Source organism: Caulobacter sp. S45 (assembly GCF_009765965.1).
Lineage (GTDB): Bacteria > Pseudomonadota > Alphaproteobacteria > Caulobacterales > Caulobacteraceae > CAHJWH01.
Window position 1 is genome coordinate 474,365 of sequence record NZ_LMUL01000014.1, and the last position, 18,658, is coordinate 493,022.

General features: G+C 62.7%; 16 protein-coding genes. 10 read left to right on the forward strand and 6 right to left on the reverse strand.

Annotation, left to right across the window (positions count from 1 at the left end; translation table 11 throughout):
- Positions 1-48: 48 nt before the first annotated feature.
- Complete coding sequence (locus GSQ87_RS09360; RefSeq protein ID WP_158915207.1) at positions 49-978, reverse strand: LysR family transcriptional regulator; 930 nt, start codon at positions 976-978, stop codon at positions 49-51.
- 206 nt (positions 979-1,184) lie between these two features.
- On the opposite strand from GSQ87_RS09360, the gene GSQ87_RS09365 reads away from it, so the two are divergent.
- Positions 1,185-2,216 carry an aldo/keto reductase gene (locus GSQ87_RS09365; RefSeq protein WP_158915208.1) on the forward strand — a complete coding sequence of 344 codons (1,032 nt, stop codon included), beginning with the start codon at positions 1,185-1,187 and terminating at the stop codon, positions 2,214-2,216.
- Between the two features lie 83 nt (positions 2,217-2,299).
- Here the strand turns inward: GSQ87_RS09365 and GSQ87_RS09370 are convergent, their stop codons facing one another.
- Together GSQ87_RS09370 and GSQ87_RS09375 are read right to left on the reverse strand one after the other, a co-directional pair.
- Positions 2,300-2,695, reverse strand: coding sequence for a nuclear transport factor 2 family protein (locus GSQ87_RS09370; protein ID WP_158915209.1), 396 nt, complete (start codon positions 2,693-2,695; stop codon positions 2,300-2,302).
- A 145-nt stretch (positions 2,696-2,840) separates the two neighbouring features.
- The gene (locus GSQ87_RS09375; RefSeq protein ID WP_254062849.1) at positions 2,841-3,650 is read right to left on the reverse strand and encodes a Coq4 family protein; all 810 of its coding nucleotides are present in this window, start codon (positions 3,648-3,650) and stop codon (positions 2,841-2,843) included.
- A 398-nt stretch (positions 3,651-4,048) separates the two neighbouring features.
- Here GSQ87_RS09375 and GSQ87_RS09380 point away from each other — a divergent pair, with 398 nt between their 5' ends.
- From GSQ87_RS09380 to GSQ87_RS09400, 5 genes are all read left to right on the forward strand, one after another.
- Positions 4,049-5,305, forward strand: a complete 1,257-nt coding sequence (locus GSQ87_RS09380; protein WP_254062851.1) for an OmpP1/FadL family transporter — start codon at positions 4,049-4,051, stop codon at positions 5,303-5,305.
- A 97-nt stretch (positions 5,306-5,402) separates the two neighbouring features.
- On the forward strand, positions 5,403-5,708 hold the full coding sequence (locus GSQ87_RS09385; protein WP_158915210.1) for a MerR family transcriptional regulator: 306 nt from the start codon (positions 5,403-5,405) through the stop codon (positions 5,706-5,708).
- 30 nt (positions 5,709-5,738) lie between these two features.
- Positions 5,739-8,018, forward strand: a complete 2,280-nt coding sequence (locus tag GSQ87_RS09390; RefSeq protein ID WP_158915211.1) for a glycosyltransferase — start codon at positions 5,739-5,741, stop codon at positions 8,016-8,018.
- Positions 8,015-10,351 (forward strand): CmcI family methyltransferase, encoded by a 2,337-nt coding sequence (locus GSQ87_RS09395; RefSeq protein WP_158915212.1) that lies wholly within the window; start codon positions 8,015-8,017, stop codon positions 10,349-10,351. The genes GSQ87_RS09390 and GSQ87_RS09395 overlap by 4 nt, the downstream gene beginning before the upstream one ends.
- 72 nt (positions 10,352-10,423) lie before the next feature.
- Positions 10,424-11,272, forward strand: coding sequence for a class I SAM-dependent methyltransferase (locus tag GSQ87_RS09400; RefSeq protein WP_216839176.1), 849 nt, complete (start codon positions 10,424-10,426; stop codon positions 11,270-11,272).
- A 7-nt stretch (positions 11,273-11,279) separates the two neighbouring features.
- Here the strand turns inward: GSQ87_RS09400 and GSQ87_RS09405 are convergent, their stop codons facing one another.
- Both GSQ87_RS09405 and GSQ87_RS09410 read right to left on the reverse strand, forming a co-directional pair.
- The gene (locus tag GSQ87_RS09405; RefSeq protein ID WP_158915214.1) at positions 11,280-12,104 is read right to left on the reverse strand and encodes a phytanoyl-CoA dioxygenase family protein; all 825 of its coding nucleotides are present in this window, start codon (positions 12,102-12,104) and stop codon (positions 11,280-11,282) included.
- Entirely contained in the window at positions 12,047-12,604 is a 558-nt protein-coding gene (locus GSQ87_RS09410; RefSeq protein ID WP_158917510.1) for a GSCFA domain-containing protein, read from the reverse strand. Before GSQ87_RS09410 ends, GSQ87_RS09405 begins: the two co-directional genes overlap by 58 nt.
- A gap of 132 nt (positions 12,605-12,736) precedes the next feature.
- On the opposite strand from GSQ87_RS09410, the gene GSQ87_RS09415 reads away from it, so the two are divergent.
- Positions 12,737-14,749 carry a class I SAM-dependent methyltransferase gene (locus GSQ87_RS09415; protein ID WP_158915215.1) on the forward strand — a complete coding sequence of 671 codons (2,013 nt, stop codon included), beginning with the start codon at positions 12,737-12,739 and terminating at the stop codon, positions 14,747-14,749.
- A 158-nt stretch (positions 14,750-14,907) separates the two neighbouring features.
- On the opposite strand, the gene GSQ87_RS09420 is transcribed toward GSQ87_RS09415, so the two are convergent.
- Complete coding sequence (locus GSQ87_RS09420; RefSeq protein ID WP_158915216.1) at positions 14,908-15,696, reverse strand: alpha/beta fold hydrolase; 789 nt, start codon at positions 15,694-15,696, stop codon at positions 14,908-14,910.
- Between the two features lie 119 nt (positions 15,697-15,815).
- Between GSQ87_RS09420 and GSQ87_RS09425 the strand changes: the two genes are divergently transcribed.
- From GSQ87_RS09425 to GSQ87_RS09435, 3 genes are all read left to right on the forward strand, one after another.
- Positions 15,816-16,769 (forward strand): AraC family transcriptional regulator, encoded by a 954-nt coding sequence (locus GSQ87_RS09425; protein WP_216839178.1) that lies wholly within the window; start codon positions 15,816-15,818, stop codon positions 16,767-16,769.
- A gap of 311 nt (positions 16,770-17,080) precedes the next feature.
- Positions 17,081-18,019: an alpha/beta hydrolase gene (locus tag GSQ87_RS09430; protein WP_216839180.1), complete on the forward strand. Its 939-nt coding sequence runs from the start codon at positions 17,081-17,083 to the stop codon at positions 18,017-18,019.
- Positions 18,020-18,029: 10 nt separating this feature from the next.
- Positions 18,030-18,542, forward strand: coding sequence for a DUF302 domain-containing protein (locus GSQ87_RS09435; protein ID WP_174241419.1), 513 nt, complete (start codon positions 18,030-18,032; stop codon positions 18,540-18,542).
- The last annotated feature ends 116 nt before the right edge of the window (positions 18,543-18,658 follow it).

Here is an 18,658-nt window from a genome sequence, read left to right on the forward strand (position 1 = left end):
ACGCGCCCAGACATGAGATGCTCAAGGGCTGCAGGCGGCCTGATCGACTCACCCCCGTCGTGCGCGTGGCGTTGCCGGCGGATCTGCAGCTCCTCTCTCGCGAATCAGATCGATCAGGGCGCGCAGGCCCGCGGGCACATGGCGGCGGCCAGGATAATAGAGGCAGATGCCGGGAAAGGGCGGCGTCCAGTCCTTCAGCAACTGTACCAAGCGCCCGGCGGCGACGTCGTCGGCCACGTCCCATTCGGACATGTAGGCGACGCCCAGCCCAGCCAGCGCCGCCTCGCGGATCAGCGTGGCCTCATCCAGGGTCAAGCGCCCGGTCACGTCGATCACCACCTCCTCCCCTTCGCGCTCGAACTCCCAACGATAGATGGCTCCCCCCGGCAGGCGCATGCGGATGCAATCATACCGGCCCAGGTCGTGCGGGGTTTCGGGCGGCGGCAGACCGGCCAGGTAGGTGGGCGCGGCGACCAGCACCAACCGCTCGCTCCGCCCCAAAGGGATGGCGATCATGTCGCCAGGCGCGTGCTCGGCGAGGCGGAAACCGGCGTCGAACCCGTCCTTGACGATATCGATCAGCCGTCCCTCGGTGACGATATCGACCGACATCTCGGGATAGCGACGCAGGTACTCGAAGACGATCGGCGACAAGATCCGCCGCGCCGCGCCGGCGGAGGTGTTGATGCGCAGGAGACCCGCAGGCGTTGCCCGATGGTTATTGACCGCCTCCGTCGCATTGCGGATGGCGGCAAGCGCGGGAGCCACGCCGGCCACGAACTGCTCGCCGGCCTCCGTCGGCGAAACGCTGCGAGTGGTGCGGTTGAACAGCCGCACGCCAAGCCTGCTCTCCAGACCAGCCACCATCTGGCTCAACGCCGTGGTCGACAACCCGATCTCGGTCGCCGCCGCACGGAAACTCCGCCGATGAGCGATGGCGACGACCGCCTCCAGCTCGATTAGCCGGCCCTGCTGCATTGTCCTACTTTCCGCATCATTCCTGTCGAATAATGCGGGCCATCGGGAAATTCCGCCAGCCTATCTATGCAACCTCATCGAGGAACTCGCCATGCCGATATCGGCGGCCTCTCTCCCAGGACTAGAAGGGCGATATCCACCCTTGCCGGAGGAAACTGGCCCTGCGCAGCTTTCGCGGCGGGCGCCCCAAACACAGGAGTACGAACATGTTCCTCTCCAACACGCTCCGCGACAAACGGATTCCACTCGCTTACGGCGCGGGCGCGATCCCAGCCATCGGCTTTGGAACCCTGATCCGTGACCCTGGGGCGGCCAAGCAGGCGATAAAGACCGCGTTGGAAGTCGGCTTCCGACATCTCGACAGTGCAGAACTCTATGGCACCGAAGACATCGCTGGGCACGCAATGCGAGAAGCATTCGAAGCCGGGACGGTGCGTCGCAAGGAGATGTTCGTCACCACGAAGCTCTGGAACAACAATCATCGCCCCGAGCGCGTCGGGCCGGCGCTTGAAGCGAGTCTCCACCGTCTGCAGCTCGACTATGTCGATTGCTACCTGATCCATACGCCGTTCGCCTTTCCACCCGGCGACGAACAGCATCCGAAGGACGAACACGACCAGGTGATCTATGACACCGGGGTGACGCTGGTGGAGACTTGGCGCGCAATGGAGAGCCTCGTCGACGAGGGCGGATGCAGGACCATCGGTCTATCGGACATCCGCCTGGATAAGCTTAAGGAGATCGTCGCGGTCGCGCGGATCAAGCCCGCCGTGGTGCAGGTCGAATCCCACCCATACCTCCCCGAATGGGAGTTGCTCGACTTTTGCCACGAGCAGGGAATTGTGCTGCAGGCGTTCGCGCCGCTAGGGCACGGGATGGAACCGCGCGTGACGGAAGACCCCGTGATCACGGCGATCGCGCGGCGTGTCCACAAGACCCCGGCTCAGGTCGCCTTGGCCTGGGCGGTGCAGCGCGGGACCGCGCTGCTCACGACCTCGACCAATCCCGATCGCATACGGGAGAATTTCGATATTTCCCCCCTCCCCGACGACGCCCTCCGGGAGATGCACGATAACATCGCGACGACCGTCAGGTTCAACGCCGTGGTGGAGACCGGCGTGCCCGGATTTGTCCCCCCTCCCCGCGAGGCTTCGACGTCGCCCGACGATCGGCCCCCGTCCCCGCGGCAAGGAGGGGGAAGTCCTTCTCCCCACCGCGGCGCCAACTCTGACCTCTGACCTGACCACGGTTCGTTTAGCGTCCGCCCGAACCCTCATGCGATCTACATCAGCGTTGATCTTGGTCTTCCGCGATGGTGCATTTAGAATGAAGTAATTTCGCTCATTCGCTCAACAAGATGAGCACGCGAGGGCCCAGGCTCGAACCGATCAGCAAAATACTGCGTCTCGTTCGCCACCAGCCCTTCCCGGAATTCCATGATGCTTACGACGTAAGATGGTTTGCCGTCATAGGTAAGTATGTATTCAGTGATCCAGAGATCGCCATCGCCGATAATTCGCCGGACCGTAAAACGTTTCCTATTTGGCTGGACGGATCGGCTCTCTTGGATGTTGCGCCGTCCCCGAATCCGTTCGCCCGATTGCGGATAATCCAGCACAGCGTCCTCTCGGTAGATTCCATGCTCGACCTCGAAATCGCTAGCGTCCGAAGCATCCCAATGGCGCTTCAGCGCCAGCCGCACGGTCCGCTCATCCATCTCTCCCACCTCTGCTTCCGATCGTCATTCCGGCACTACAGTCCACGAACCAGCAAAGCCACCGCGGCATGAAGAAAATTGCTTCGTCTGTGCTCCCGAGAGCGGCCTTATAACTTGGGACTGACAGAGCCTTCGTGAGCCCCCTTCAGCTAACCTTGACGATGCGATTGCGCCGGGCGGCCGGAATGGCGTCGTATAGGAGCGCAGGCGAGATCCCCAGACGCTGACGCGCGGTTTCAACGGGTTCCGCCAGAACTATCCTGTAGTCCTCGCCAAGCAGCCATTCGGCCTTCCGACCGCGTTGGTAACCCTCCCAGATCGCGGCGACATGTTCGCGACCGCCGCCAAGCTTTCTGACGTTCAAAGCGGCGCCTAGCGCAATCAACGCCCAGCCCAGACCGCGCGTCTGGGCGAAGGAGAACGACACCAGGCAAGCCTCGCCGAGCCCATCGCGGCCGTAACCGCTCAGAATATGCCATAGATCGTGCACGTCGCGGATGCGCCGCCCGAACCAAGCGTAGGGATGTCGGAGCTCAACCTTGCTGAGATCTAGACCCTTACGACTTTCCTGCGCCAACCCCTCGGCGGAAAGCCCCTCGGATATCCGCCACGCGAGATATTCCGCCCCGAGCGTGCCCGGCGGATAGATGACCATGGCGGCGTCGTCGTCGAGGTGGCGGATGAGTTCCTCGCGCTCGTAGGCCTGCCGACCGCCCTGCGCGGTCCGCAACAGGCGACGATAGCCTCGAGCCGTAGAGCGGCCATTCAGTGCGCGCATGATTTCGAACACCTGGGTGGTGTTCTCCTTGTCGCGGAGCAGCGCACGCAACGCCCGCAAGGCGCGCGGTAGGTCAAGCTTAGCGCTGGCGGGCTGGTAGATCGGGGTCGAAGATTGCAGGCTCTCCGCCGTCGTTGGAAAATCGCTCATTAAATGGCTCGCATAGGCCCAGCGCATATCCTGCCATCATCGAGCGGGTATTTGAAGATGTCATGCGGACCCGTGAATATATGGCTCCGTCGACTGCATTAAAGCACGCGAATAATCCTAAGGTGCGCATGGATCAGACGATCAGCAATCGCCCTCGCGGCCCCGCCACCCACACCCGGCGCAGCCCCTCCCCCGCCCCCTTTTTTCCCCTCAACGGGAACAAAAGGCTAAGCTCGGTATTTTGCGGCAGGGACTTGACGTATGCGTAAGAAGGACCGAGAGGTCAGTTAAGCCTGATCGCCGAACGAAATTTCGCGGTCAAAATAGAGTCGCACACACTCAAATAGCGACGCCGTGGGAGAGGATTTAGTATGACGTTGATGGGCGTACCCGTGCGTTCGTGTATGCTGCGCGGTGGAGTAGCTTTGACGGCGCTCATGATCGCCGGCCAAGCCCATGCAGCCGGGTTCTACCTCGAGGACCAATCAACCAAGGGATCGGGGCGGGCCTTCTCCGGCGAGGCGTCGGATTCGGGCTCGGAGTCGCTATTCTACAACCCATCGTCAATCGCCGGGATGACGGGACTCGAGTTTTCCAGCAGCGCGACGGCGATCCTTGCCGACGCCAAGGTCACAGACACCGGTTCGACGATCACTCGTCCCGGGCAGGCCGCCACATCGGTCGGCGGGGCGCCACGCGCCTACAATCCCGTCGAACCGGGGGTGATTCCGAGCAGCGCCATCGCCTATGGCCTGCCACATGGCTTCGCCATCGGGCTTTCAGTAACCTCCCCGTTCAGCTTCGCCACCAAGTACGACGCCGACAGCTTCGTGCGTTACGCCGCAGATAGCACACGGCTGACGACGATCGATGTCCAACCGACGATAGCCTGGCGCCCCGTCCGCTGGCTGGGTCTGGGCGCCGGCCCCGTGATCGAATACTCCAACGCCGTATTCAGCTCGGCCTCGCCACAGCTCACCCCTGGCCCGGACGGCTTCGAGTTCCTGCATGGCGATGGCTGGAACGCCGGTTATACGGTTGGCGCCCAGCTTCACCCAGATGATCGCGTGACGGTGGGGCTAAGCTATCGCTCCAAGATCGATCACACGCTGAATGGCGGCGTCCAAGTGACCGGGCTGACCGGCCTACTGGCGCTTGGCGGAGCCAATCTCAATCAGGCCGCTCAGGCTAAGTTCACCACGCCATGGACCGCGACCTTCGGCGTCCGCTGGAAAGTGACCGACCGGCTTTCCCTGGAAGGTCAGGGCGTCCGGTTTGGTTGGAGCGAATTCAGCCAGATTCAGCTTCCTTCCCCCTTGAGCAATGTGATCGAGGGCTACCACGACACCACCAGCGGAGCCGTTGGTTTGGACTACGACGTCACCCCTCGCTGGACCATGCGAGCGGGGGTCCAATACGATCCGACCCCGACCCCGAACGTCGGCCGCGATGCACGTGTGCCTGATTCGAATCGCTATCTGTTCGCCATGGGCACCACGTACAAGGCGACCTCCCGGTTGAAGCTGGACGCAGCCATTTCATATGTGGACTTCCAGAAAAGCCACATCGATCGCGACGCCACCGCTTATCCTGGCACGATCGCGGTCACTCCCATCTCCATCCAGGGCGACGTGGAAGCCAGTGCGGTCACCATGTCGCTGGGCTCGCGCTTCACTTTCTAAAGTCAGCTGAGGACGTCCGGTAGCTCATGTCACAGCCTCGCTGTCTAACATGAGCTAGTGCGGATCACCCCGAAGAGGCTGAAGGACCGGCCGGACAGTGTCGCAGAAGCTCTACACCATATCGGAGTTGGCGTTCGATCTCGGCGTGAGCGCTCGAGCCATTCGCTATTGCGAGAGCAAAGGCCTAGTTTCGCCCAAGCGATTAGGCCCGGTGCGCGTATTCACGACCGAGGAACGCAAGCGTTTGCGGGTGATCCTGCGTATGAAGCGGCTCGGCTTTTCACTGAATCGAATCAAAACGTTCCTAGACCAGCAAGCGGATCTCAATCGGGAGGACCACCTCAGCGGCGCCCTCTCGGCCGTCCGCAAATGCATCGCCAAGGAAAAGCACAACCGACTTTAAGCTAAGGCGCCCATTCAAATGGAAGGGACGATGGTTCAAGCATCCGAGCTTCACTTGTATAAGGAGGATATCGAAACGCGTGCCGGCGCGCTGGAATCCCCTACGCCCAGCACCGCTGCAATCGCTTTCGCCAAAGCGGTCGAACCGCGTCCGTTGCTGATCGCCGTGCCACTTTACCGGCGGCCGGAGTTAGCCCACCAAGTCCTTCAATCGCTGATCAATCGCGCCGAGGAGGTCCGCCGACTCGAAGGAGAACTCATTCTCTTCAACGATTCGCCCGACGACTCTGCGCTTGGGGAAGCGCTTGACGTCCTGCTACCGATGGCGTCTGCGGCTTTCCCATGTCGCGTGATACGGAACGAAGTCAATCTAGGCTTCGTACGCACTTGCAATTTTGCTTTTGACGAAGCCGCCGCCCGCGGCATGGATTTACTGCTGCTAAACTCGGACACGGTTGTGACGCCGGGCGCGTTAACGGAAATGGCTAGGATATCGCGTCTCGATCCAATGATCGGGTTCGTGAATCCGAGATCTAACAATGCTACGCTCGCGACACTTCCATTCCAGGATCAGTTCCGCCACCTTCCACCTGCCGCGGCGCATGCCACCTGGAAAGCTATCGCCGACCATCTGCCTGAGATCAGCTACGTTCCGACCGCCGTTGGCTTTTGTATACTCATACGATGGGCCGTTTTAGCGGAATTCGGAGGCTTCGATGAAATCTACGGCATGGGCTACAATGAAGAGAATGACTTGGTGATGCGCGCAGGGCGTCGCGGCTACCGCGCCGCACTTGCAAACCACGCTTTCGTTTGGCACGAAGGTCACGGTTCTTTCCACCTTGAGCCCAAGACAAACCAGTTAGACGCGAAAAATCGAAAAATCCTGCTGGCCAGATACCCCGAATATTCATCCCTAACCGAAGCCTATTTCGGCTCTCCCGAACAACGCGCGGAGTGTCTATTGGGGACCATGGTCCCCGACGCGAACGGTCGCTTGGAGGTCGCGCTCGACTTCTCCAGTTTCGTCCCCGCCCATAACGGAACCACCGAAGCGGGCAATCAACTCCTCTCCGCGGCGGCTCAGCATTGGGGAGGCCGCTTTTCGCTCTCAGTGCTTTGCTCCGAAGACGCCTACGCCTTTCACGGCTACGCCCGTTACGGCGTCGCTCGTCGAGATCCGCACGGGCCGGAACTTTATGCCGCCATCTTCCGGGTCGGTCAGCCCTATGATTGGAGCGTACTGGAGCGGCTGGCGCTGAAGGCGGCGAGCTTTGGGCTTTTCATGCTCGATACGATTTCGATCGATTGTACGCCCCTCTATAGTCCGCGCCTGCATAGCATGTGGAGCTTCACTCTGGAGCATGCGGACATGATCGCGACCACAAGTGAAATGACGGAGGCTCAGTTTGGACGCAGGTTCCAGTTCGGTCCTGGCGTCTTGCGCCCGCGCAGCCTTCATTCACTGGACTTGGCGGACTATCGCCTTCCGGTCGCGCCCGTCGGCGCGGCGCCGGTGGAACCCGGCTATCTCTTCGTGATCGGTAATCACTACTGGCACAAGGACATCGCCGCCTCAGTGCGAGCGCTGACGGAGGCTGATCCCGAACGTCGTATCGTGGTCCTCTCCGGCCCCGGAGAAACGAGCCTGCCGGTGGACCAAGGCCTCCATTGCCCACGCGGGTTGGAAGCCGGGTCAAACGTCCTGCAACTGGAAACCGGCCAGTTGACGATCGCTCAAATGGGGGCGCTCTACCGAGGTGCGGTGGCCGTTGTTTTCCCGAGTCACTATGAGGGCTTTGGGATGCCGGTGCTGAACGCCCTGGCTGCAGGTCGTCCCGTGTTCGTGCGGCCCCTGCCGGTCTTCGCCGAGCTGGAGCGGGCGCTGGGCGGCGAGGCGAACATCCACGTCTTCGACACCACTGCAGACCTAGTCAGGGCGCTGCGGAATCCACCCGCCTGGTGCGGGGAAGGTGCATCGAACGGTCGCCCCGGGGACGCCGCCCGCGCGGTGGCCGATATAGGCGCAGCGCTGGACGCGATGGTCGCAGGGGTCAGCTATCAGCGGATTGTGAAACGGATACGCGAGATCCAGACCTTGCATGACTTCTCCAACATCAGGTTCGAATCTGCGGCTTCACGCACCGCATCTGATAGCGTGACGTTCACCGCCCGACGGATCGGTCATCTATCTGAACGAGGGGCGCGGGCGCTATTGGCTATTCCAGGAGCATTCGTCATGTTGCGCTGGTGTTATCGCGCCGCCAGGCGCCTATTCGGCTTGAGCAGGATCGAAAAGGCTGCTGTGTGACACCAGACTTGGAAGGTCGCTTCGACAGGATAGAGGATGACTGCCTCTTCGGTTGGGCTTGGTCACCGGCAAATCCCGAATGGGTGCTGCAGGTCGAGGCCTGGGTCGATGGCGAACTGCGCGTCACCGCCCTCGCCGATCGATGGCGCGGAGACTTAGAGACGGCCAAAAAGCGCGACGGGCTTTGCGGATTTAAGATACCGCTTAGCGGGTTGGCCGGCGATTTGATCCTTCGAGCCCATAGCCTCGAAGGATCGATCGATCTGCCAAATGGAAGATTGCACTTGGCGGCGCCCCCCCTCAATCAGGCCCTGCCGATACCCATCCAGTCGAAAGCGACCGTTGTAGGAAGTCTAGACAGCCTCGGTCCCTTGGTAATTTCAGGCTGGGTCCAAAACCTTGGGACGCCGTCCGCAAGACCCACCCTGGAAATGCTCGCTGACGGTGAGGTCGTCGCTCGTTTTACCGCAAACGGCTGGCGCAGGGACTTGGAGGAGCTGCGGCAGGGCGATGGAAGGTGGGGCTTCAACGCACCGTTCCCCGCTTCTCTTCGCGACGGTGTCGTTCACCGGCTCGAATTGCGACTTGCCGACAACGGACCATCGGTGCTGCCCGGTTCGCTTGATCTATGCTTCCAGCCTATCGAATATGCATCGCCCGAACAGCCCGTGGTGCCGAAAGTCGAAGAACGACGACGACGGGCCTTTCGCGGGCGTCCTGAACTCTCGATCGTGGTTAACTTCTACAACATGCGGCGCGAGGCCGAACGCACGCTTCAGTCGTTGGCGCGGACCTACCAGCAAGGAATCGAAGACCTCGCCTACGAGGTGATCTGCATCGATAACGGATCTACACATCCGCTCGATGCGGAATGGGTCGCCAGTTTCGGGCCGGAATTCCGTCTAGTGCGGCCAGCTCGTCTTCATTCCTCCCCCTGCAACGCCATCAACGCCGCAGCCGCACAGGCTCGCGGAAGGCATCTGGCGATCATAATCGATGGAGCCCACATCCTCACGCCGGGCGTCCTGGCCGAGGCGATGATCCATCTTCGTGGGACGCCCGCTTCGGTCGTAGCGCTGCGGCATTGGTTCATCGGTGGGGATCAGAGGTGGCTCTCCTCCGCCGGCTATTCTCGAAACATGGAAGACTTGCTGTTCGACCGCATCGATTGGCCAACTGACGGTTACCAACTATTCCGGATCGGGTCCCCGATCGGGGAGAGCCCGAACGTCTGGTTCGACGGCCTGAGCGAGAGCAACTGCCTTTTCCTGCCCGCGGAATTGTGGCGTCGCATCGACGGCTTCGACGAGGCGTTCGACGAACCAGGCGGCGGCTTCGCCAATCTGGACCTACTTCGCCGAGCGGCCGAAACCTCGAAGGGCGGCGTGACATGCCTGATCGGCGAAGCGACCTTCCACCAATATCACGGCGGCACCACCACGAACGTCTCGGATATCGAGAAGGACGAACGGGTGAACGTCTACGAACGTGACTACAGGGAATTGCGTGGGCGATCCTTCGAAGGCCTAGCGCCGCACGAATTCCGATTGGCGGGCGCCATGCGGAGCGAACATGCGGCTACGACGCGCCAACGCCCGCTCTTTCCCGCCCCTCTCGGCGTAACCGATCATGTGCGTCCGGCAGTACGCCGCCGACTGTTCGACCCAGGAGCCGAGCGGTATCTGCAAGCGGCCTATGTCGAGTTCGGCCTGCACCGGACCACCCGCTGGCTAGGCGCTCCAGTCGAACTCGCGCCCACCGATCTAATCGCCCTGTTGGAGATCATGCGGGAGGTTCGTCCCGGCTACATCGTAACCACCAGCGTCGATCCCAATCTGATGGCCTTCGTGGACTCCGCCTGCCAGCTGCTCGGCCTGGAGGGTTCGGGGATCATTCAGGTTGGCGTCGGCGGACCGCTCGACAAACTGCCCGGTCGGGCCAGGGTGGTGACAGAAGATCCGTGGGCACGAAACACCTTGCGTAAGGTGGAGCGAGAGATCGAAGCCGCCGAAGAAGTCCTCGTGCTGTTTGAACCCCCGGCGGCGCCGGGCGCGCCTGTGGAAGCGCTGGCGGCCTACGCCTCGCTCGTAACCTACGGCTCCTACATCGTCTATCTGGGTACGGCGCGGGGTCAACCCTGGCTTGGCTACTCCACTCAGTGGCCAATGAAAGCGATCCGCAACTTGACGGAGCGTAGCGGCCGCTACGCTATCGACCATACCTTCGACCAGCACTTCGTCACGACCTGCCCGTCAGGCTATATCCGGCGCATCGGAGGTCTTATCGAAGCCGTCAACTATGATCCGGCGCTCGATGTGCTGGACGCGCTTTAAGGACATCGCGTGAATCGATTCTGGACCCGTTTCATCAGTCCCATCCTCGAGACGACCGCTCCCCGGAGGATCATGGAGGTGGGAGCCGACTTTGGATGGAACACCCGCCATCTGCTCGCCTATTGTCGGCAGACTGGGAGCCGCCTCCACGTGGTCGACCCCGCCCCAAGACCGGAACTCACAGAGGTCCTGGCTGCTTACGGCGAAGAGTATGTGTATCTCCCGCACAAGAGCCTGGACGCGATCCCCATGGCCCCGCCGGCGGACGTCGTGCTGCTGGACGGGGATCACAACTGGCATACCGTGCATAGCGAGCTGCACCTGCTTTTTGCTCATGCGGCGAAGGCGGCCGCGCCGCCGCCACTGGTATTAATGCACGATGTCGCGTGGCCCTATGCTCGTCGCGACATGTACTACGATCCCGAAAGTCTTGGCGCCGACCAACGCCACGCCTATGCCTACCGGGGCCTGGAGCCGGGTAGTTCTGAACTGATCGAGGGCGGCATGAACAGTATGCTCGCCAACGCGTCGGTCGAAGGCGGTCGAAAGAACGGCGTGCTCACCGGCGTCGAAGACTTCGTGAGCGAAATCGCAACCCCGTTGAAGTTCCACGTGCTGCCGTTCTTCAACGGACTCGGGATCCTGGTGCCCGCCGAGCGGGCCACACCGGAGCTCGATGCAGTGATCGCCAGCTTCACCCAACCCGCATCCCTGCTGCAGACCGTGGAGGCGCTGGAGGAGGCCCATATGCGAGCCCGCGTCGAGGTGGCCCAGAGCCACGCGCGGCTGACCCGCCGCACCGACGCCCTGGTCCGCGCGCGACAGATCCTGATCGAACGCGCGGAGCGGATTTCTTCCCTTGAAGCCGAACTCGCCGAAGTTGGACGCACACGGAGCTTGGCCGAACCGGCCGTAAAATAAAAACGGCTTATAAGGCCAGCGGAATCTGCTTCATCGGGAAGGTCGAACCGGCGAACAGCCAGGACTCGATCGCCAGTCGATCACGCGTCATTCCCGGCCGGACTCCGGTACGGTGTAGGAACAATTGATCGAACAGCAACGCGTCGCCGGGAGCGAACACTGGACTGACTACCTTAGCTTCCTGTTCCAGTTCCGCGACGAAACCGTCGCCGACGCCCCACGTGAAGTATGAACCCTTGGTGCCCGTCTCATAGAGACCCGACGCCCGGCGAGGGAACAGGTCGAGGCCCGGCGCGTCCACGCCGCAGTCCGAGAGTGACAGCCAACAGTTCACCGTTCGGATATCTGAGCCCAGGAAGGCGCCGTCCTGGTGCCACCCTGTACCCGTGCTCGCTGGGACCCGGCGCAAGGTGGATTTTCCCACTGAAAGATAGACCCGCTCGCCGAGGTAGCCCTCCACCGCCTCAACCACGCCGGCGCGGCGCAGTTCATCAATCAGCGCCTCCAAGCTCAGGGGAGAATCCGCGGTCCAGACTCCGCCGCCATCGATCACAAAGCTTCTGCCGGAAGCGGTCAAATCCCCGTCCGAAGCCAGTGGAAAAGGCGTGAACCATGGTTCCTCGCCAGCCACAGGCGCACCCGCGCGGAAAGCGGCTGCAGCCTGGAAGGCGCGCACCAAAGCATCGGTCAGCCGTTCGACGCCACGGACGTCCACCAATCCCCTGACCAGCAGGCAACCATGGTGCAGAATCGCGCCGCCAAGTTTGCCCGCGGTCAAATCCATCCCGGCAATTTCGGGGACGCCTTTGAAGCCTGGAAAGGGATCGGCCAATCGGGGGGGCCAATCCGGCTGCCCCACGGCGGAAGCAAAGGCCGCGCTTCTGCGACGCACCGTGTGGGCGCTGGGGGGGGCGAAGTCGGAAACGGCGGGTGTGGAAAGCAAGCGAACGACCTCGACGGCGGCTTGAGACATAAACTAGAACCCCCCATCAACTTAGACAATCGCGCTGGGCGACTTCCCGCCTCAGGAAGCATCGAGCCTGGCCTCCTCAGACATGGTCTCAATCGCCATATTGCAAACCCGATTGCGCTACTCCTCCAGCCGCGAGCAGGTGGCGTTGGGGTCGCGGCGCCCTCTGCGGCTATGTGGTGGAAGAACAGATGCATGACGTGGTCGACCCCCGTCTGCGTCACCGATCTGAGATCGTCGCGGAAGTAGGCGCCACGCGCAGTGGGCGAAGTCACCACCTCATAGGAGGGGAAGTACGCGACTCCCGTTTCCTGTGTTACGGAATGCGCCGATCCGCCAATGCACGAGATAATCGAGGCAATTGGTTAAATCGGGGTGGAAAGCCAATCCATCGGATTTTCGCGACAACGCCTCAGGCTCGCCCCAGAATGCTATCACGTCGACGGACAGCTTCGCGAGGCGACTCGCAAGCGCCAGCGCGCGGAGGACTTCGCTTGATCTACCTGCATATCGGTCGGAACAAGGCAGGTTCGACGACCTTGCAGAATGCTTTCACCGATGGCCACCTCGAGTTGCGTGAGGCAGGTGTCCACTACGTGAATTTCGGCCATTTGGCCCACAGCGATCCACGGATCGAAGGGTTCGCAACCGCTCCTTGCCTGGCCGCGCACGTTCGGAAAACCCAAGAGACGGTGCTCGTATCCAACGAATTCATGTCCGCCTGGGACGACGCCTATACGTGGGCCGTGGCTGAGGCGCTGGCGGGTCTGGAGGTGCGGGTGCTGGTTTACCTGCGCGATTACACCCAATGGCTACCCTCGCTCTACGCCGAGGCCGTAAAGACCGGGAGCGAGACGCGCGATTTCGACGTCTATGCGGATGCCATGACCCCCCGGGTCTCCGCTTGGCCAATGCTCGAAACGTGGGCTGCCGCGTTTGGCTGGAGCAACTTGCGAGTACGTGCGTTGGACACTCGATCGTTGGAAGGCGGCGATATATTGAGCGACGCGCTTCACGCACTCGGCGTTCCAGCCGAATGGCGCGGGCGTTTTGGTAGTCGCCAGAGCAACGCATCGCCAGGATGGATCGCGCTCGAAATGATCCGCGCCGCGCGACGCTCCATCGGTCAGGAGGCGTGGGACGGCTACGCCCCAGCGGTGGTTCGGTTGGCGGAACTTCTTCCCTCCAGCCCTACGCCCGCCCAGCCCGAGGCGGGCTATCTTGAGCCAGAACGCGCACGCCGTCTTGCGGACGCCTACGACCTGGATCTGACGAACATCCAGCGCTGTACAGGCGTGGAGTTCACCTTTCCACGTCGGCTAAAGCCGATCACACGCCGTCGGCCTCCCTGCTGGCGTGACGTGCCCCAGCATGCGATCGAGCCGCTCATTCACCTCGCTGCGAGCGATCCCAGTATGGCTGACCTTGTCGACCACCTGGTTGCGGACCACCGGGGCGGTGCGAGACCGGCCCGGTCCGCCGAAAGGCTGGGTGACGAAACGGCCTTCGACTATCCTGCGGACATGAGCGCTCAGGATCTGATCGACCTCTCCGCATTCGGGATGGAGGACGGTGTTCGGCTTATCTCCCCACCACAGCGGTTCGACGGTGGGGAGGAAACGTACGATCTCCACATCGGCGGAGCCCTCCGTACTGATCTGCTGCAAGGGGGCCGCGGAGCTTGGCGGCTCGCGCTGAACCATGCCGGCAGACCGATCGAAACGCTTCTTGAGATCGGGGCTGGCGGGGGGACCTGTTCGCTCGGGCTGGTGGGCTTAGCCCCCGGAGTGGCCTCGCTGCTCACCGATCCCTCCCCCACCTTCCTGCATCTGATCCAGCGCAAGCTTCAGATTGCGGGCCTGGATGCGGCCCGGACCCAGTACGCCACGCTTACGGGGGAGGACATCGGGCGGCTCCCGAAGGCGTGCTTCGACGTCATCGTGATCGCTTCTGCGATGCATCACATTGCGGATTGGAGAACCTTCCTCGTTGAGGCGGCAGCTGCTCTTCGCCCCGGCGGCGTGCTCGTCGCGCAGGAGCCATGCCGGGAAGGCAATCTAATGATGGCCATGGCCATCGATGTGGCGCTTTCCGAACTCTGGCCCCGCTCATTACGTCTATCCGTCATGGATGTCGCGAAGCTGGAGAGGTGCAGAGATTCGATCTACTTCCTAGCCGATTCCGCGGCCGAGAAAATCGGCGAAGATAAGCATAGTTTTTTGGTAAATCAGATCATTGACGCCGCCGACGCCGCCGGATTCACGCATTCAACATTTTACAGCAATAGTCACTTCGCCGATCTTGCTCATGCAGAACAGCTGAACACGCAGGGCCGCTGCTCCCTGATGCAATATCTGGACAGTTTCTTGGCGCAACATCACCAAATTTCTCCGAATGGAATGGCCAAGTTGCGTAGAGGGCTGTTCCCCATTCTTCACCGCCTGGACGCCACGTTCCTCGCAGGCGACGGCGCCCCGCTTCTGGGATGCATCGCCCTGCGAAAGTGACGCGAGGCCGCGGGCGGGCCAGTCGCCACAAGTTAACTTGCCCAATGCCCGGCGCGGCGAGCCCCCCTCCTGAGGGTTGGTTCTTGAGATTGACGCCGGTAGGGCGATCAGCACGATCACCCTACCATTGCCTTTAGGCTCAGCGTGATGACCAGCGATTAGATCGCGGCGGCCCGGATCGCGTTGGCCAGACCCTCGACGTCGGTGAGGAACGGCAGGTGCCCCGTTTGCAGGGTGTACTCGCTGCGCACCGGGGTGCTGGCCACCATCTTGGCCTGGAACGCCGGGCTGATCACCTGATCCAGGCTGGTGTGGACATAGACCTTGTCGACCTGACCGAACCTGGCGTCGGTGACATGCACGGCGCTCACCAGGGGGACCAGCGGCTCATCCAAGATCAGGTCCGGCAACTTGGCCTTCAAAGGAGCGGGGCCATCGTTGGCGAACAGCTCGGCGCGGGCCGAGTACTCGACAACGGCGACGCCCTGCTCCTTGTTGATCTGCAAGTGGGGGCCGATCTTGGCGTCGGGGTCCTGCTGGGCCATCGACACCAGGGAGTCGCCGTCGTGGGGCAGGTAGGCGGCCACAAACACCAGGGTCTTGATCTTCTCCGGCGCCTGTTCGGCGGCGGCGGCGATGACAATGCCGCCGAAGCTGTGGCCGACCAGGATCGCCGGGCCGGAAACGCCGTTCAGCGCCTGGACCACGGTGTCGCGATAAAGCTCCAGGCTGACCTGGTCCGGCGCCATCGGCGCGCCTGCACGACCCGGCAGGTCGACGGTCACGACCGGGTGGCCGGCGGCCTGCAGCTTGCCGGCGACGTAGCCCCAGACCTGGCCGTTGGAGAAGGCGCCGTGGACCAGGACAACGGTCGGCTTTTCTGCAGCCACGCCACTTTCGCCCACACCGAGGACAGAGGCGATCGTCTGTGAATTGATGGTGTTCATTTCAGTGTTTCCTTGCTGTATGACCCGCATCTGGTTGGATGCCGTGAGACAAAAACTAGTCCACCCGAGGTGGGGCGGGCTATGCCACGGCCTCCGGATTGCATGATGGATCGTCCGGAATGACTCAGGATTTTGGGATGTCGGCGGCGCGCAACGACGTGCTGTCGGAGGTGCTGACCCTGATCCGGCTCCGCGGCGAGCTGGTCTATACGGCCCGGTTGGGCGAGCCCTGGGGCCTTCGGTTCCAGTCCGGGCCCGCCCACTTCCACTTCGTCGAGGCCGGCGGGGCCTGGGTGACGCCCACAGGCCAGGCAGCCACACGGATCGAGGCGGGCGACTTGGTTCTACTGCCGCTCGGCAAGGGCCATACGATCGCCGACGCCTTGGGCTCGCCGGTCGAAAATATCGACGTGGTCGCGTCAGACCACTTCGATCGTGACAGCCTCGTGCTTCGCCATGGCGGCGGCGGACCGGCCAGCCAGTTGGTCAGCGGCTTTTTCAGCTTCGAGGGCAGCCCGCTTCCGGCAGTGATGGCCGCCCTGCCGCCCTTGATCCACATTCCTCGGGGCGACGCCGGCGCACCGGCCTGGCTGGCGGCGATATCCCATTTCCTGGTCGATGAGGCGCAGCAGCCGAACCCGGGCTCGTCCCTAATGATCTCGCGCTTGATCGACCTGTTGGTCATCCGCACGCTCCGTAGCTGGGCGGCCAGTCAGGCGACCCGGATGGGGTGGCTCGGCGGGTTGGGTGAGGAACGGATCGGCCGCGTCTTGAGCGCGATGCACGCCGATCCCTTCCGGCGATGGACGGTGCAGTCGCTGGCGGACATCGCTCGAATGTCACGGTCCATATTCGCCGAACGCTTCACTGCAGCCGTTGGCGAGCCGCCCCTGCGCTATCTCTCGCGATGGCGCCTGACCATAGCCGCCGACCTGCTGCGCAGCGGCGGGCTGAAAGTGACGGAGGCCGCCCACCGCAGCGGCTATGCATCGGACGCCGCCTTCAGTCGCGCCTTCAAGGCCCACTTCGGCTACGCTCCCAGCGAGGCCAGGGGTCAACAAACCCCCACCTGAATTAGAGCGGCCGCCTGGCGAGACCGCAGCGGACCTACACGACGTTCAAGGCGACGCGGAACGCCCCCTGGCCGATGCTCCGCTTTCAAGACCCCCGAGCTCGTCAGCCGCATCAGACCTTCCTGGGTGCGCAACTGATCGCCATCGGCCGCGGGTAGCTCGCGGCCCGGCGCGCCCAACCCAAAAGGACGATCCGGACGATCCATCATAAAATCCGGAGGCCGTGGCATAGCCGAAGATGCTCCCAAAAGCCTAATTTCAACTCACGGCATCGGGATTGATGCTCCTAATGACCCAAAGGAACCACGAAAATGAAGCTTTTCATCGCCGCTCTCGCCACTTCCGCCCTAGCCTTTGGCGCCACCGCCATGGCTGCAGAAAAGCCGCCCATCGTCCTGGTCCACGGCGCCTTTGAAAACGCCTCGGTTTGGGGTCACGTCACCGCCAAGCTGCAGGCCGACGGCTATAAGGTCCTGGCCGTCGATCTCCCGGGCCGTCCCGGCGCCCCGGCCGCGCCCGACAGGGTCAGCCTCAAGCTCTATGGCGACACCGTGGTCGCGGCGCTGGGCAAGTTCCATCGCCCCGCCGTCGTGGTCGGCCACAGCTTCGGCGGCATCGTCATCGCCGACGCCGCCGAAAAGGCCCCCTCCAAGGTCAAGACCCTGGTGTTCGTCGCCGCCTATCTGCCCCACGACGGCGACTCCCTGGTGTCGATGGCCAACAAGGACGCCGACGCCAAGATCGGCCCCCACCTGCAGATCAAGAAGGAGCAGGGTATCGCCTCCATCGAATATTCGGCCCGCGCCGAGCTGTTCGCCAACGGCGGCCCCGAAGGCCTGCGCAAGGCGATCCCGGATCTGATCCTCGATGAGCCCCTGGCCCCGCTGGCCACCCCCGTGCACGTGACCGCCGCCCGCTTCGGCCGCGTGGACAAGGTCTATGTGCACACCGCCATCGACCAGGTGATCAGCCCGTCGTTCCAGGCCCAGATGGTCGCAGCACCCCGGTGCGCAGCGAGTACACTCTGCAGACCGGCCACACGCCGTTCCTCACCGACCCGGACGGCCTGGCCAACGCGATCGAGGCCGCCGCGAAATAAGCGGTTCACGATCGGTCCAAAACGCAAGGGCGGGGCGATCTCGTCGCCCCGCCTTCGCCATCGAGCGTTTAGACCCTATCGCGATGGGACTTACCGAAGCCGAGCGCCTTCGCACCGGCCGACCGCTCATCGATGTTCAGCAAAACCCTGAGGATAAGACCATGACGAGCCAGATTGAGAACAAGCCCTTCAACGGCGTCCGCACCGAGGTCACCACATCAGTCGGCTTCGACGAGGTGCTGACGCGCCTTCGCGCCCAGATGGGCCGCGCCACCGTGCAGGAGGTCGTGGCCTTGGCCAAGACGCCGATCACCGAGGCCGAGTATATTCGTGAAGTGGAAGAGCGGTTCGTGGGCGAGAGCGGCTTCATGCTCTTCGCCGAACTCGATCACGGCGGTTGGCTGCCCAAGTTCGGGATCACCCGACGCACCGTCCGCTGGATCTTGGGCAATCCGCTGATCGCCGTCACCATGATCCGGCACGACATCACCGCCGGCCTGTTCGCCCCGGTCGAGCTTTTGGTGACCGAGGCCGAAAACGGCCAGGGCGCCACCGTCACCTATCTGCGCCCCTCCTCCCTGATGGTGATCGCCGACAATCCGCCCCTGCTCGCCGCCGCGAGGGCGCTGGACGAAAAGTACAATGCCCTCGTCGCCCAGGCGACGGCCCCGTAAGCCACCCCCTTAACGCCCTGAAGTCGAGATTTTGAAACCCGACCGCTGGTTGTCCGAGGGCGACAGAAACAAGCTTATTCATCCAGTTGCACCTCCAACGACCTGGATCGGCGCCC

Excerpts from the sequence above, each read along its gene's own strand:
- GSQ87_RS09360 (WP_158915207.1), bottom strand. The coding sequence starts at position 978 with ATGCAGCAGGGCCGGCTAATCGAGCTGGAGGCGGTCGTCGCCATCGCT.
- GSQ87_RS09365 (WP_158915208.1), top strand. The coding sequence starts at position 1,185 with ATGTTCCTCTCCAACACGCTCCGCGACAAACGGATTCCACTCGCTTAC.
- GSQ87_RS09370 (WP_158915209.1), bottom strand. The coding sequence starts at position 2,695 with ATGGATGAGCGGACCGTGCGGCTGGCGCTGAAGCGCCATTGGGATGCT.
- GSQ87_RS09375 (WP_254062849.1), bottom strand. The coding sequence starts at position 3,650 with ATGCGCTGGGCCTATGCGAGCCATTTAATGAGCGATTTTCCAACGACG.
- GSQ87_RS09390 (WP_158915211.1), top strand. The coding sequence starts at position 5,739 with ATGGTTCAAGCATCCGAGCTTCACTTGTATAAGGAGGATATCGAAACG.
- GSQ87_RS09400 (WP_216839176.1), top strand. The coding sequence starts at position 10,424 with ATGGAGGTGGGAGCCGACTTTGGATGGAACACCCGCCATCTGCTCGCC.
- GSQ87_RS09420 (WP_158915216.1), bottom strand. The coding sequence starts at position 15,696 with ATGAACACCATCAATTCACAGACGATCGCCTCTGTCCTCGGTGTGGGC.
- GSQ87_RS09425 (WP_216839178.1), top strand. The coding sequence starts at position 15,816 with ATGACTCAGGATTTTGGGATGTCGGCGGCGCGCAACGACGTGCTGTCG.
- GSQ87_RS09430 (WP_216839180.1), top strand. The coding sequence starts at position 17,081 with ATGAAGCTTTTCATCGCCGCTCTCGCCACTTCCGCCCTAGCCTTTGGC.
- GSQ87_RS09435 (WP_174241419.1), top strand. The coding sequence starts at position 18,030 with ATGACGAGCCAGATTGAGAACAAGCCCTTCAACGGCGTCCGCACCGAG.